This window comes from Streptomyces sp. NBC_01317, from assembly GCF_035961655.1.
Lineage (GTDB): Bacteria > Actinomycetota > Actinomycetes > Streptomycetales > Streptomycetaceae > Streptomyces.
Map to the genome: position 1 here is coordinate 1,830,154 of NZ_CP108393.1, position 13,177 is coordinate 1,843,330.

Sequence of the window (13,177 nt, forward strand, 5' to 3'; positions counted from 1 at the left end):
ACTCGTGCGGGGTGGCACGAGCTCAAAATGGATAATGGTGCGTCCCTCCTCGATAGGTCGAGGAGGGACACTTCGCTTTCGTGAAAACTATTCGATGATGGTCGGCAGGAAAGCGGACCAGGATTTGGGGGACACTGTCAGGCTTGGAATACTCGTGTCCTTGGAGTCGCGGATTTGGATGGTGACGGGGCTGACGGCGACTTCGACACAGGCGTTGCCGCTGCCCTCGGAGTATGAGGATTTGAACCAGGTGCCAGGGTGAGGCTGCTTTGGGATCATGTCATCTCTCGCGCTAGTTTTCGGATGAACTCGGGGGTCTCCTCAGGCGCCAGGGCCGATGCGGAAAGGCGCTCGAACCTTCGACTGAAGATCCCTACGTCACGTGGCTTGCCTGACATCGCCAATGCTCCCCACGCGTTATCTGCCTGGACCTGGGGTGGTAATACGTGCCCCATGTCCAGAATGCTGAAGTCGCCCGTGAACCGATATCGATTTCCGGTCGACGGCAGGATCTGGATCGTCACGTTCTCGCGTTCCGAGAGCTTGATGATCTCCTCGCACTGCTCGCGCATAATCTCTATGCTGCCGGCGATGTGGCGCAGCGCCGGTTCACCGATGATGGCAATGAGCTTCACGGGTTCCTCGTCACGCACGAGGAACCCGTGACGGCGCATGCGTAGTCCCACAGCCTTATCGACCGATTCCGTCGTCACTTCCAGGACGGGCTGCTGCATCGTGAAGAGGGCGCGCGCGTACGCCTCGGTCTGGAGGCTGCCCCACACAAGCGTCGGGTGGAACGCCCGGATCTCACGGGCCTGCTCCTCGATGCCTACGAACTTCGGCATCAGCAGCGGTGTCATCGAGTCCTTGAACTCGTCCACCCACTCTTCCTGGGCGGCGTCCCGCTGGAGTTCGAGGAGCTCGTCGACAGCATCTTCGTCCGTGACGCCGTACCGGTCCAGCAGGGCCCGGAGGTGTTGCGAGCGTCGCAAGGACGACAGTCCTGTCTCGACGCGTTGTAGCTGGGCTTCCGAGAATCCGAGGCCGTCCGCGGCGTCCGCCAGCGTGAGCCCGACCCCCTTCCGCAGTCGTCGGAGTTCCTTCCCCATGACGATGCGACGCCCGGTCGGTCGCGGTTGACCTGCCATCGTCCTGGCCCTCCTTCGCTATGTGCGCGCCATCAGCCCTGATGTGCGCGCCAACTAGTTCGATCTGCGCGCCATCTCGGTCGATGTGCACAGTGTTTCACCTGATGTGCGGGGCTCGAAAGCCCATGTGCGCGGCCCTGCATATTCCAAATTAGTCCTCCTTGAGGATTCTGAGAAGACTCCGTTGAATCCTAAGGGCGTTGTGGGGCAGAGTAGTTGAGCAGCGACCCGATACGTCAGCCACTCGTTCTTCCGGGGCTCATGTCGAGCCCAGTGCACCCCCACGTACCCGTTCGCTGTCCGTCTGCCGTTCCCAGGGACAGCTTGACACCGCCAACCACGGAGGAGATGTCCCATGTCCCTCGTCGCCTACTACGAAGATCACCTGCGCGAGCAGGAGGCACGGGTCAGGGTGCTGCGTGCGTGTGAGCTGCTTTACAGAGCAGAGCGCCGGGGCCACGACATCACGGCGGAGGATGCCCGCCATCCTCGCGACGCGCGGCGGACATGCACACAGACGGCCATTCAGTGGGGACTGTCCCATCTGGAGGAGAGCATCGGCCTCTTGGTCAGCGAACTGATGACGAACGCCTTCCACTACGGAGTGAGCCCGTACGTCCGACTGCGGATATGGCTCACTACCGACGACTTGTGGCTGGAGGTTTTGGCTGGCTCTTCGGCGTCGCTCCAGCAGCGCGATCCCGGCGGTGACGCCACGTCGGGGCGCGGGCTGGGGATCGTGGACTGCCTCGTGCGTGAGTGCTGCGGTGCGTGGGGCAGAACCACGGACAAGACGGCGACGTGGTGCCAGATCCCTGTCCAGCCAGGACTGGTGGCCGCGTAATGCCGCCCCTCGTACTCGGCGTCCCTGCCGCTCATGCAGTGGGTACGGCCAGGTCCTGGTCGCTTCCGCCTGCCAGCGCCATGTCCAACGACGCGGAAGTGCTCAGGCGCCTCCTGGTCGCCCTGCGACGGGAGCTGCTCAACAGTTCACCGGAGCGACCGACCGTCGCGGCGGTCCGGAACACCGCAGGGTTCGTACTGTCTGGCCGTGCCTTCCTTGCCGGGGACGGAGAAGAAGCCGAGACGCTGTGTCTGACCTTGCGGCGCTACGTGACCTACCTGATTCCCCATGTCCAGTCGCCCCACGTTGAAGGTTGGGCTTCGGCGTACGAACTCGTCCGCAGTGCGGAGGACTTACTCAAGGAGTACGACCAAGGCGGGGCGAGCTTCCCCATGGCCGTGCGGCTCGCCGGCGCGTGCCAAACCCTCTTGGAACCGGTGAGCGAACTGATGGGGGATCGGCTTTGATGACTGTCGTCGTCGAAGCCTTACCACCGCGGGCAGCACCCGACCGGCCGGGAGACGCGGTGGTTACCCACTGGCAGGACCGGGCCGCCCTCAAGTCGTCCGCCACCTGGGATTGGCACGAACTGCCCTTCGCTCTGGGCATGGCCTACGAAGATCTCGAAGCCGTTCTTGGCGAACACGCCACCCCCCGGCCCTGGGACCTTGGGCCACTGGCTCGTCGGCTCACGGGACTTCTGAGTCGTCTCGTTGTCATCGCGGTCCGCCAGGGCTACATAGGAGCGGCGCCCGTGACCCGGAGTCGGTGCCTCTGCGCGTCTGCGGAGGAACTGCCCGACTGCTTCATTCAGGCGCGTGCGCGGGTGCGCCTGCTGGCCCTGGCTACTTCTGATCTCCTGGATCTGCTGCTGGAGGATCCGCCATGAATCTCTTGTCACCTAGCCGATCTCCACCAGCGAATGACTGATCGTCCTCTCTATAGGCGACCGGTATTCCCGGCTATCTCTGACCTCTGTGCCTGCGGGTGAAAGCTGTTCCGCACTCCTGCGGATGCACAGGATGCACAATGCTCCAATAGGGAAAGGGAAAGTGCATGACCGCAACAGTTACGGAAGAAAAGCTTGGCCAGACGGGTGGCCTGATCGATCTGATCAACGAGGTCGGTCACCTGCTCTCGCAGCACGAGGCCGGCAGTTCTTTCCGGCTGCTTTTCGCCCCAGTCGAATTGGCGATCGGTCACGACGAGATCTTCGTCCAGAGCGTCAGCCCGGCGGGCATCGTGGAATTGCGCCCGCGTAAGATCGCCGAACTTGGCCCTGGCGATGTCATCCACGACACGCAGGCGGTCGATCCTGCGGATGCGTCATTCCGGAAGTACGCCGCCGAACGTCGCAAAGAGTACTGCGAAATAATCGACCGCCGTCACTACTACTACGACGCGTGAACTCTCGCAGCCCTGAGGACATCGGATCGGAATTCCTCACGCGCCTATTGCCCGTAGTCCTACCTCACTACAGGTCCCCGGCAACTCAGGCCGTACGGGTCCCTGAGGCTCTCGATGCTGGCTGGCTTGGCGGCCTTCCGCTCCCACTCGGGGACGGCAGATCAAGTGGGCAGAGCGTCGCGCTGGTCGATGGCTCGGATTTTCAGCGGGAGATCTCCGGGACGGAAATCGCTGATGCCTATCGGGCCAGGCCGCGGACGCGGGTGTACGAGAGCATCAGCGGGCGTAGCGAGGGCTGGTTCAGCTTCGCCGCTATGCATTTCACGAGAATGGTTCGGCGTCACGTCGTATGCACCATGTATGAATCGAATGCCGGAGACCTCGGTCTTATTCGGCATGTCGATGCCTGGTTCGGCGTGATCGTCCAAATGCAGGGCGCAAAGAGGTGGAGAATCTGGCCGGATGAGGATAGTGCACCACAGGAAATGGTGATCGAGGCTGGGGATGTCCTGCTGCTTCCGTAGGGTGTGCTGCACGAGGTGAATACGCCGGATTACTCGGTGCATCTCGTTTTTGCCATCACCGACGATCCCATATGAACGGGGCTGCCGCCGTGCGGCGTCCGACAGCCGCTGTACTCGCGCCCGCCGGTGTAGCGGCTGGCCGTCTGGTGAACGGCCGGAATAGGGCCGACCTCACCTGATGGCGCCTCCGGGGGCTCCAGCGCGGGACAGGCGGCCCGCTGCCCTCCCTATGCGGAGCACGGCACCCCGCTTCGGAGCCCCCTCCCTATACAGCCGTCCGGCGGATCGGTTGACTCGCGCCCGATCCGTCGGACGGTTCAAGACCCGTGGCCTAAAGGCCGCGTGTAAACACGAAATCGAAGGCAGAGGGAAAAGACTTCTATGTCCCACAGTGAGGACTACTTTCGTTCCCCGCCGCGCCGCCGAGTCGGGGTGCTGGCGGTGATCAGGTCGGGCGGCGGCGTGCTCTTGGTCGACAAGGTCTACCGGCAGGACCGGTCCCCGAACTCCTGGGGTCTGGTGGGCGGTTCGGTCATGGAGTACGAGTTGCCGCTCGCGGCGTGGCGGCGTGAGGTAGCCGGGGAGACCGGACTGGACCTGCACCCGGGACGTCTGTTGGCCGTCGACTACGTCCCGGCGACCGAGACCGGCGCCGAGGGGTACAACCTCGTCTACGACGGGGGAACCATCGCGTCGGACACAAAGATCGTCCTGCCGGAACACGAGCTGGCGGGGTACGGGTTCATCCCTCCCGAGGCGCTCGACCTTCATCTGACAGCCCACAGCACGCGGCGTACGCGGGCCGCCCTGGAGGCGCTGGCCACCGGTACGACCGCGGACCTGGTGCTCGGGTACCCGGCCGCCGAATACAGGCCCTGACGCAAGACCACGGTCACCTCCCCTCCCGCGAATGAGGTGACCTTCCCCCGGGGGCCCTCCGGTGGAGCAGCTGAGCTGGATGGCAGAGCGGCTGTTCCACCCCCGTGCCGGAGGGCTCGGCACCTGCTGTCGACGGCGGCGTAGCAGGTGCCCCGGCTGTCGCCGCGCGTTCTCGCGCGGCGACAGCCGGCCCCTTTGAAGACGGCCGTCACCACTGTGTGGCGTCGGCCAGGTCCGTACTTGCCCTGCTGATCACGTCGATCAGGGATGGAGATACCCATGCGCGCAACCGGAAGACCGCAGTTCTCGATGCGAGCCGCCCGCCTTGACGACAACCCCCAGCTGGGACACCTCATTCAGACGCGGGAGACGTGGATGCGCGCGGGCGGATTCTCGGGACATCGCGAGCTGATCAATGTGCTGTCGTCCGTGGAGTCGGACGGCGCGGAGGTCATGGTTCTGGAGGAGCCGGGCGACGAGTCGGGACAGGAGACCGTCCTGCTGGGATGCACGGTGCTGAAGCACGAAGTCAGCGCCGACGGGTGGGAGCCGAAGGAGCGCGAGCAACGCGCCGTGACCATGACGTGGACATACAGCCATCCCGCGCGGCGATACCGCCAGGATCGCCTGGGACAGCTGATGACGTGGTGGGTGGCCGACTACGTGGCGCGCCAGTACGCGGACGTCGAGTGGATACGCAGCACTGTGCGCAGTTCCGCCCTGCTGAAGCTGGCGCGGGACCGGGACGGTTGGCGGGAAGTGCGGGTAGTACGGGACGCGACCTATGCCCGGACCCATCTCATCCAGAGGGAACCGAAGCAGATGCCGGGACTGCGGGCGCTGATCGCCAGCCCGCCAGATCTGGCCGTGAACAACACCCGATAGGGGATTTCTGGGCCCCCGGACTCGCGATCGGTTGTCCCTGAACGGTCGAGCGATATGAGTGAAGGACGTCGGCATGGTGGAGGAAGCGGCACTACAGCTTGTCAGCCGCGTCAGCGGGCTGGCCTGGATCTCCAACTCACGTGGGCGGGTTCTCACCGTGCTGGGAGAGCAAGGCCCGCGGCTTCCCGGTGGACCGGTCGGGGACCGTCAGTCGGACGTGGCGGCCGTGCTCGACCACGTCTCGTACGGCACGGGCCTCTCCGTCGCTCTGGTCCGTCTGCTCGGAATCAACTGGGAACGGACGGGAGCGGGGATGAGCCAGAGCCTCGTATACCTGTGCCGCGCCGCCGATCCGAGTGCCCTGGTCCGTACGCCGGACGCGGGCGCGCAGCAGTCCCACCCGCCGGCGTTTCGGTGGCTCACGTTGGGCGAGGCGCGCCGGGAGATGTCTCCGGCGCGCCTCCACGTGTTCGAGGCCCTGTGGGCGGCGTGGCGGGACGAGACGACGGCGGTCCTTCACCATGGCCGTCCCGCGTTCGACGCGGCGGGGGTTCAGGCGTCGTCCTGGCCGTCTTGAAGACGGTGGAGTTCGCCGAAGAGGGAGCCGGGGCGTTGGAGGAGGTCGTGGTAGGTACCGGACTCCGCGATACGGCCCTCGCGCATGACGATGATGCGGTCGGCGACACGGGCGTTGGCAAGTCGGTGCGTGATGAAGAGGGCTGTGCTTCCTTCTGCGAGTGTCTTGAGGCGGGCGAAGATTTTGTGTTCGGCGCGGGCGTCGAGGGCTGCGGTGGGTTCGTCGAGGATGTGTACGGGGGCGTCGCGGTGGAAGGCGCGTGCGATGGCGATGCGCTGCCACTGTCCGCCGGACAGGTCGTGTCCGCCCCACCATGAGCGGGCGAGGGAGGTGTCCAGGCCGGCGGGGAGCTTGTCGATTGCCGTGATGGCTCCGGCGGCTTCGGCCGCCGCGCGGACGGCGGTGTCGCCGTCGTTCGCCGAGCCGAGGGTGATGTTCTCCCGACAGGTGAGCGGCCATCGGGTGTAGTCCTGCGGGACCATCGCGAGTCGTGCCCACACCGTGGCGGGATCCGCGTCGGCCAGGTCGACGTCGTCCCAGGCGACGGTGCCGGAGCTGGGCAGGTAGAGGCCGGTGAGGAGGTGCGCGAGGGTCGTCTTCCCGGAGCCGTTCTCCCCGACCAGGGCGATGACTTCACCGCGCTTGATCTCCAGGTCGACACCGCTCACCGCCGGTGCGGTGGTACCGGGGTAGGTGAAGCTCAGCCCACGGGCGGCGATGACGTCAGGTCCGCTGTCCGGGATGGCGAGCGTGCCTCGGTGCGTACGGTGGGCGCGGGCTTCGGCGAGGAACTGGATCCAGTCCTCCAGGTAGAGGCTCGTGCGGAAGAGCCGGGCCCCGGCCTGCGTCATCCCGGCGAGAGCACCGTTGGAGGTCCGCAGCGCGAACAGCGCCGTACCGGCCGCGGCGAGATCGATCCGGCCCGCGGCGACGAGTCCGGCCAGCGCCGCCCAGGCGGCGGCCATCGCCAGCGCCGATACCGCGTCCCCGGCGAGCTGGGTACGCAGCGCGCGCAGCGCGGCGGCCAGTCCTTCCTTCTCCAGCCGGTCGGAGACTTGGCCGTAGCGGTGGGTGAGGAAGCCGCCCATCCCGCAGGCTCGGATCTCCGCCGCAGTGTTGCGGTCGGTGCAGTAGCCCCGCAGCAGTGTCCGCAGGCGGCTGTCGGAGAGGGTGGCGTGCACGGTGGCGTGCTGGATCCGCGCGGCCTTCACGGCGGCCCACCCTCGCGGGAGGGCGGCGAGGAGCAGCAGACCCAGCAGCACGGGGTGGAGGGCGCTGAGTACGGCGACGGCCGCGGTCATCTGCGCGAGGGAAGAGATGAGGGCCTGCGCGTCGATGACGAGGTCGCGGGTCAACTCCGCGCCCTTGCCAGCGGCTTCGAGGTTGTCCTCGAAGCCGGGGTGTTCGTACGCGGACAGTTCGACCGCCGCAGCAGCGCGCAGCACTTCGAGGTCGGCTTCGCGGGCGCAGCGCGGCCCGAGCCGCGCGGCAGCCGCGCGGGAGGCGGCCTCGGTGAGCGCGGCGCCGGTGAGGCAGACGGCGACCGTAACGGTCGCGGGCACCGCTTCGGCAAAGAGGGGGCGGACGTGGTGGTCGTCGGTGTAGGCGGCGAGGATGTTCAGCAGGGCGCCGATCACCCGGGTTGTCATCGCCAGAGCGACAGCCGCGAGAACGGCGGTCAGGGTCTGCGCGGTGAGCATGCCCACCAGAGCGCGGCGGTCGGCCCGCCAGCCGAGCCGTACGGTGGCCCGCAGTGTCGCGGGCAGCCGGCGGGCCATCGTCAGAGTGCTCACCGCGGCGCTCGCGGTGTCGTGCTGGCCTATCTTGAGGCGCATCTCCGGAGCGGCGCCGGGAGCGGGAGCGTGTGCTGTCACCCGGCCTGGTGTACGGGCCCGCCGGGGCGCCGCGCACCGGGATTACCCGCCGCCCTCACGCAAAAGGCCAGGCAGAACACCCGGCGCGTCAACGTGGCGCCCTATCGGTTCACTCTTGCGGGTGGTGGTGTCGTGATGACGGGGACCCAGGGCCGTACGGGGTTGTTCTGGTCCGGGCCGTCCAGCCCGAGCGCGCCGCCGCCTTCAACGACTACCCAGGCGTGCGCCTCGTTCGGCAGGGGCCGGGCACCGAGGACCCAGTGGACCCGGCGCCCGCACAGCGCGGCGGCGAGCACGGTGGCGAGGGACATTTCCATGCAGGCGATCCGGCCCGGCCACCACGCGGGCCGGACCTCGACCACCGCCCGGTACAGTATCTCCGCGTGATCCCCGCGCGCGGCCGGAAGGCGGCGGAGCGGGACCAGGGCGCGCAGGAGGCGGCGCAGCGGCAGCCGGAGCGCGGCCAGCGAGGCGGCCAGCCCCACCAAAGCCACTGCCCTTATACGCAGGGGGAGTTGGCTGTTTCCCGGCGTGATGGGGTCTGTCCAGCCGGCTCCGGGCCGGGGACTTGCGCCGCCAGGCCGTACGGCGGTCTTCACAGCGCGGTGGTGGGTGGCGAGCATCCCCTCACTGGTCAGCCGATTCACTGTCTGGGACACGGCGGCCTGGACCTGTTCGCGCTGGTAGCCGAGACGACACAGTTCGTCGACGAGCTGAGGCAGCCGTCCGTTCAGGGCGGCCTCCCAGATATTGCGGGTGTCCCGGTCCAGCCACGCCCAGCACCCCGTTGCTTCCACGAGCACCGCGGTGGTGTCGTGGCCAATGCTTCGGCGGTGTACGCCGTCCGGCACGCTCAGCACCGTGCACCCCCGGCGGCTTTGATGTCGTGGTCGGACAGCCACCGACTGGCGGCAAAGAACTGGTCCAACGCCGCGAGCGGAGCCCTGGCGTCACCGGAGCCAGCCGAGTTCAGCGCCCCCGTCACCGCGCCGGGATCGATCAGCCCCGATTTGGTCAGGGGACTGGAAAGGATCATCCGCGTCAGCATGTGACGGTTGGCCCGCATCCCCGCGATCAGCAGGGGCGTGAAGTTGCCCTTCGAACGGCGGCCGGTCAGCCAGGTCGGCAGGTCCGGCCGGGCAGCGGCCAGCAGCGGTTTGTACACCCCGGTCTTACGACGCTCGTGTGCCGGAATCGACAGGCATGCCCGTACGACGGTGTTGTCCAGGAACGGATGAACCGGTCGTACCCGCAGCGCGGCGTACAGCGGCATCTCGTCCCGGGCCGTCTGCCCGTTGAATCGCAACGCCGCCCAATCCTCCCACTCTCCCGCGTCCACCGGAGGGTGTGCTTCGCCAGATTCCCCGAGGAGATGGGCTACTTGCGCGCGGCCGCGGGGCGTCAGCCAGGAGACTGCCGGGCCCGTCCGGCACCAGCCCCACACCTGCGGCGCCGGGGCGGCTTGTCCCGCCCGTACGGACGTCGCCGCCCGGTCGAGAGCGACAGCCCGCCCGTCCGGTCGGGCAGCCTCCTTCACCGCCCGCCAGATCGGGCCCGGCGCGCAGTTCCGGCGCCTCGCCCACGCGGTCACCTGCTCCTTGGCCCGCCGATGTTCGCCGCGCTGCACCAGCGACACGAACGCCGCGCTGGAGGACTCCAGGACCACGTCGCCGCCGTGCCCGGTCAGGTGCACCGAGGAGAAGCCCGCCACCGGCGCCAAGTAGTCGGCGTCCAGGCCCGCCGTCGCGGCAGACAGCGTGGGCCCGTACGTCGCCGCCGGCGGACGCGCCGAGAAATGCCACGTCTGTGGGCCACCCGCCGAGACGATGTACTCAGCGCCGGCCGTCTTCGCTACCCGCGCGGCGAACAGCAGGTCCTCCTGGTCGGAGAGCGGACCGCCGTAGGTCACCGCCCGCACCGGCCGCCGCTCAGCGGCCGTCAGAACAACCGCAGAGGAATCGAGACCGCCCGACAGATCCGCGCTCACACGCTCATCCACCGCCGCGTAGCCCTCGACCGCACCCCGCAGCGCCGCACCGACCGCCTCCGAGCCCTCCCGGAAGGACCGCTCATCGCCCAGACCCCGTACGTCGACCAGCTCGTACCCGCCCCTGGTCATCAGCAGCCCGTAGCCGCCCGGCACCAGTCGAACCCGCTCGAACAATGACCGCTCCGGCCAGTGCTCATCCCCGGCAACGATCTGCGCGGTCAGCAGTCCCAGGTCCGGGCCCGCCCCCAGAGCGTCCGCGAGTATCTGCGCTCTCGACGCCCACCCCAGCCCCGTGCCGGTTTGCGCGAAGAACAGGCCGCGTACGCCGGCCAGATCACCGGCGACGAACGTACGGTCCCCGCTCTGCGCGACCACCCAGTAGGACCCGTTCCACCGCGTCAGGTCCGCCCACCGCCCGGCCCGCACCGCCGCGAGGCCAACGCCCAGCTCGCCCTGCGATACGCGGAAGTCCCCGGCGACCGCCAGGAACACCCCGGCGTCGGCCATCACCCTCACCGGCGTGCCAGCGCCGGACCACACCGCCCGGCCAGCATCCGCCGCAACCGCACCCGGCCCCGGCACCAGACCCACTCCACCCGCCACCCACACGTCTTCCACAGCTGCTCCGCCCTGATCGACACGTACGAGAAAGGCGGCGCAGCCCACCTCACGGTGGACCGCGCCGCTGTCACCTCACCTGCGGGCAGGTCAGTTCTCGAACCAGTTGGTCTTGTCGGAGTCGTTGAAGTTCTGGCGGCCGAGGGTGACGTCGGCGACGGGCGCCGTCGTCATGGCCGGGACGAACAGAGGGCTCTCGTCCTCGACGGTGACGGGAGCGGTCGTGGTCTCGTTCATGTCTGCCTCCACAGCAGTGGGATGAGAGCCGGATTCCGGAAGAGACCCGGCGCGGAACGTGGCGGTACGGCCTCGGCGACTGCCGAGGCGGGGTCCGGGGGCTTCTAGTAGCCCTCGTACCAGTTGCTCGCGTCCTTGTTGGTCTGGGCGCGTCGGCCGAGAGTGACCTCGGCGACCGCGGCAGTGGTCATCACCGGCGCGAACACCGGAGCCGTCTGCTCGGGTGCGTCTTCGCTGGAATCGAGCATGCCAACCTCCTTGTTGGTACGGGGACTTGCTCGCATTCGGCTTCCACTTCGCCGGGGCGTCACCAGATCACCAGAGTTCGGAGCTGATCGGAATTCGGTGAAGTACGGCGTTCTACGGCGGTGTGGCCGGTGTGAGACCGGCGCGGCCCTCGGCGGTTTACGGCGAAAAACCGGAGCCTGTTCCCGCCGTACGCGAACGCTTCTACGCTGGAGGTTTCGGCGGCATTTGGAGGCGTCCATGGGAAGGCCCCCGATCGACCGGCGGCCCAATGACATGCTGGCGCACTGGCTCAGCCGCGCGTCCATGTCGAACGTGGAACTCGCTCGTTCGGTCACGGCGCGCGCGGTCGCGAACGGGGAGAGGAACATCAATCCGGACGAGAGCCGCGTCAGGCGATGGCTGGCCGGCGAGACCCCCCGGGCCCCGGTACCGGCCCTGATCACCGACGTCATCAGCGAGCGCCTGGGCCTCCGCCTGGCCTGCGCCGACCTCGGGTTACCGGGCCCCCGGAGTCCTGTCTCGGCGGACGGTCCGGATCTGCCCTGGCAATCAGGGAGCACCATCGACGCCATCGCGCATCTCACCCGGAGTGAAATCATGCTGCCGCACACCCGCCACAGCGCGGACGCCGCGCACGTCCACCGCGCCGAACGCCTCCTGAGCCCGCTTCAGCAGTGGGTCACGTCAACACCGTCACCGTTGGCCGAACGCCCGGCCGAGCAGGCTCCGTCCGGCCGGGTGGGCATGAGGCAGGTCGAGGACATCCGGGCCGTCACCAGCATGTTCCGCGACGCGGACAACCGCCACGGCGGTGCCCTCTCCCGGACCGCCGTCGTCGCCCAGATGTCCTCGGCGAACGCCCTGCTCGATTCCTGCTCCTACACCGAAGCCACCGGCCGCGCCCTCTTCTCCGCCGTCGCCGATCTTGGCAGCGTCGCCGGCTGGATGAGCTTCGACGCAGGCATGCACCAGAGCGCCCAGCGCCTCTTCGTCACCGCCCTCCACGCGGCGGCCGAGGGCGGAGACCGGGCGGTGGGCGCGCACATTCTCCAGTGCATGGCCCGTCAGATGTCCCACCTCAATCACTACGAAGACGCCCTCGACCTGGTCGCCCTCGCCCAGTACGGAGCACGCCGCCAGATCTCCCCGGCGACCAGCTCCATGCTGGCCTCCCTCGAAGCACGGTTCCACGCGATCCTCGGGAACCTGGACGAGAGCGAGCGCGCGGCGGGGACAGCCGAGGAGATCTTCGACCGGATCAATCCCGCCGACGAGCCGGTGCACATGGCCTTCTTCGACGCCGCCGAACTGTCCGCCACCGTCGGAGTGGCCCACCAGATCGCCGCCAAGAAGAGCCAGGGCACAGACCGCACACGCCGGGCCGAGAAATCCCTGAACCTGATGGGCCACGCCCTCAGCCTGCGGCCCGAACACCGCGTACGCTCCAAGGCCTTCGACCACCTCGGCCTCGCCCGCACCCACCTGGCGGTAGGAGAAGTCGAAGGCGCTCAGGAAGAGGCCGACACCGCGCTCACCCTGTTCGGAACGATCAGCTCAAGGCGCGTCGCCGACCGCCTCATCGAACTCCACGACGAGGCAGAGCCGTTCGTGGGCAATCCGGCCGTTTCCGATATGCGTAGCCGTATTGAGCAGGCGGTGTCTGACGCGGTGTGACCGGTTACGACTTGTAAGGAACGTCGAGCATGACGCGTGGCGGCCAGAAGCTTGATCCGGTGGAGGCACCGAAGCCAGGCCCTCGGACTCTTGGCGCAGGACTCCGCAGTCGCAGATCCTGCGGATCGCGTCGCGCTGCCTCGCGAACAACGTCGCCCCGGCCGCGCATACTTCCCCTCAGAAGGACTTCTCGAACCCATGTGTGCCGGATGCCCCGTCCCGCCTCACGACGGTGACAGGCCATTAGCACAGATCAACGACGGCATAGACG

The 13,177-nt window shown here is 67.8% G+C and carries 16 protein-coding genes; 9 read left to right on the forward strand and 7 right to left on the reverse strand.

All coding sequences use genetic code 11. The features are described 5' to 3' along the window. Positions 1 to 87: 87 nt before the first annotated feature. Together OG349_RS07680 and OG349_RS07685 are read right to left on the reverse strand one after the other, a co-directional pair. Positions 88 to 279, reverse strand: coding sequence for a DUF397 domain-containing protein (locus OG349_RS07680; RefSeq protein WP_327233886.1), 192 nt, complete (start codon positions 277 to 279; stop codon positions 88 to 90). Further along, the gene (locus tag OG349_RS07685; RefSeq protein WP_327233887.1) at positions 276 to 1,148 is read right to left on the reverse strand and encodes a helix-turn-helix domain-containing protein; all 873 of its coding nucleotides are present in this window, start codon (positions 1,146 to 1,148) and stop codon (positions 276 to 278) included. The genes OG349_RS07680 and OG349_RS07685 overlap by 4 nt, the downstream gene beginning before the upstream one ends. A gap of 355 nt (positions 1,149 to 1,503) precedes the next feature. Between OG349_RS07685 and OG349_RS07690 the strand changes: the two genes are divergently transcribed. From OG349_RS07690 to OG349_RS07720, 8 genes are all read left to right on the forward strand, one after another. Then, positions 1,504 to 1,992 carry an ATP-binding protein gene (locus OG349_RS07690; protein WP_327233888.1) on the forward strand — a complete coding sequence of 163 codons (489 nt, stop codon included), beginning with the start codon at positions 1,504 to 1,506 and terminating at the stop codon, positions 1,990 to 1,992. 80 nt (positions 1,993 to 2,072) lie between these two features. Then, on the forward strand, positions 2,073 to 2,459 hold the full coding sequence (locus tag OG349_RS07695) for a hypothetical protein (RefSeq protein WP_327233889.1): 387 nt from the start codon (positions 2,073 to 2,075) through the stop codon (positions 2,457 to 2,459). After that, the gene (locus OG349_RS07700) at positions 2,459 to 2,881 is read left to right on the forward strand and encodes a DUF6415 family natural product biosynthesis protein (RefSeq protein ID WP_327233890.1); all 423 of its coding nucleotides are present in this window, start codon (positions 2,459 to 2,461) and stop codon (positions 2,879 to 2,881) included. The genes OG349_RS07695 and OG349_RS07700 overlap by 1 nt, the downstream gene beginning before the upstream one ends. Before the next feature lie 167 nt (positions 2,882 to 3,048). Beyond that, positions 3,049 to 3,399: a hypothetical protein gene (locus tag OG349_RS07705; RefSeq protein WP_327233891.1), complete on the forward strand. Its 351-nt coding sequence runs from the start codon at positions 3,049 to 3,051 to the stop codon at positions 3,397 to 3,399. 329 nt (positions 3,400 to 3,728) lie between these two features. Next, a complete protein-coding gene (locus OG349_RS34805) occupies positions 3,729 to 3,923 on the forward strand; it encodes a JmjC domain-containing protein (protein WP_442806368.1) in 195 nt (64 codons plus the stop codon). 381 nt (positions 3,924 to 4,304) lie between these two features. Further along, positions 4,305 to 4,802 (forward strand): NUDIX hydrolase, encoded by a 498-nt coding sequence (locus OG349_RS07710; RefSeq protein ID WP_327233892.1) that lies wholly within the window; start codon positions 4,305 to 4,307, stop codon positions 4,800 to 4,802. A gap of 279 nt (positions 4,803 to 5,081) precedes the next feature. Then, positions 5,082 to 5,687: a hypothetical protein gene (locus tag OG349_RS07715; RefSeq protein ID WP_327233893.1), complete on the forward strand. Its 606-nt coding sequence runs from the start codon at positions 5,082 to 5,084 to the stop codon at positions 5,685 to 5,687. A gap of 73 nt (positions 5,688 to 5,760) precedes the next feature. Continuing rightward, positions 5,761 to 6,264 carry a hypothetical protein gene (locus tag OG349_RS07720; protein WP_327233894.1) on the forward strand — a complete coding sequence of 168 codons (504 nt, stop codon included), beginning with the start codon at positions 5,761 to 5,763 and terminating at the stop codon, positions 6,262 to 6,264. On the opposite strand, the gene OG349_RS07725 is transcribed toward OG349_RS07720, so the two are convergent. From OG349_RS07725 to OG349_RS07745, 5 genes are all read right to left on the reverse strand, one after another. Continuing rightward, complete coding sequence (locus OG349_RS07725; RefSeq protein WP_327233895.1) at positions 6,240 to 8,138, reverse strand: ATP-binding cassette domain-containing protein; 1,899 nt, start codon at positions 8,136 to 8,138, stop codon at positions 6,240 to 6,242. The two genes, OG349_RS07720 and OG349_RS07725, sit on opposite strands and share 25 nt — an antisense overlap. 101 nt (positions 8,139 to 8,239) lie before the next feature. Further along, positions 8,240 to 8,989: a lasso peptide biosynthesis B2 protein gene (locus OG349_RS07730; RefSeq protein ID WP_327233896.1), complete on the reverse strand. Its 750-nt coding sequence runs from the start codon at positions 8,987 to 8,989 to the stop codon at positions 8,240 to 8,242. A 2-nt stretch (positions 8,990 to 8,991) separates the two neighbouring features. Further along, entirely contained in the window at positions 8,992 to 10,635 is a 1,644-nt protein-coding gene (locus tag OG349_RS07735) for an asparagine synthase-related protein (RefSeq protein WP_327233897.1), read from the reverse strand. 201 nt (positions 10,636 to 10,836) lie between these two features. Next, positions 10,837 to 10,983, reverse strand: a complete 147-nt coding sequence (locus OG349_RS07740; RefSeq protein ID WP_327233898.1) for a hypothetical protein — start codon at positions 10,981 to 10,983, stop codon at positions 10,837 to 10,839. Between the two features lie 104 nt (positions 10,984 to 11,087). Next, positions 11,088 to 11,231 carry a hypothetical protein gene (locus tag OG349_RS07745; RefSeq protein ID WP_327233899.1) on the reverse strand — a complete coding sequence of 48 codons (144 nt, stop codon included), beginning with the start codon at positions 11,229 to 11,231 and terminating at the stop codon, positions 11,088 to 11,090. Positions 11,232 to 11,469: 238 nt separating this feature from the next. Between OG349_RS07745 and OG349_RS07750 the strand changes: the two genes are divergently transcribed. Further along, positions 11,470 to 12,906 carry a transcriptional regulator gene (locus OG349_RS07750; RefSeq protein WP_327233900.1) on the forward strand — a complete coding sequence of 479 codons (1,437 nt, stop codon included), beginning with the start codon at positions 11,470 to 11,472 and terminating at the stop codon, positions 12,904 to 12,906. Positions 12,907 to 13,177 lie beyond the last annotated feature (271 nt).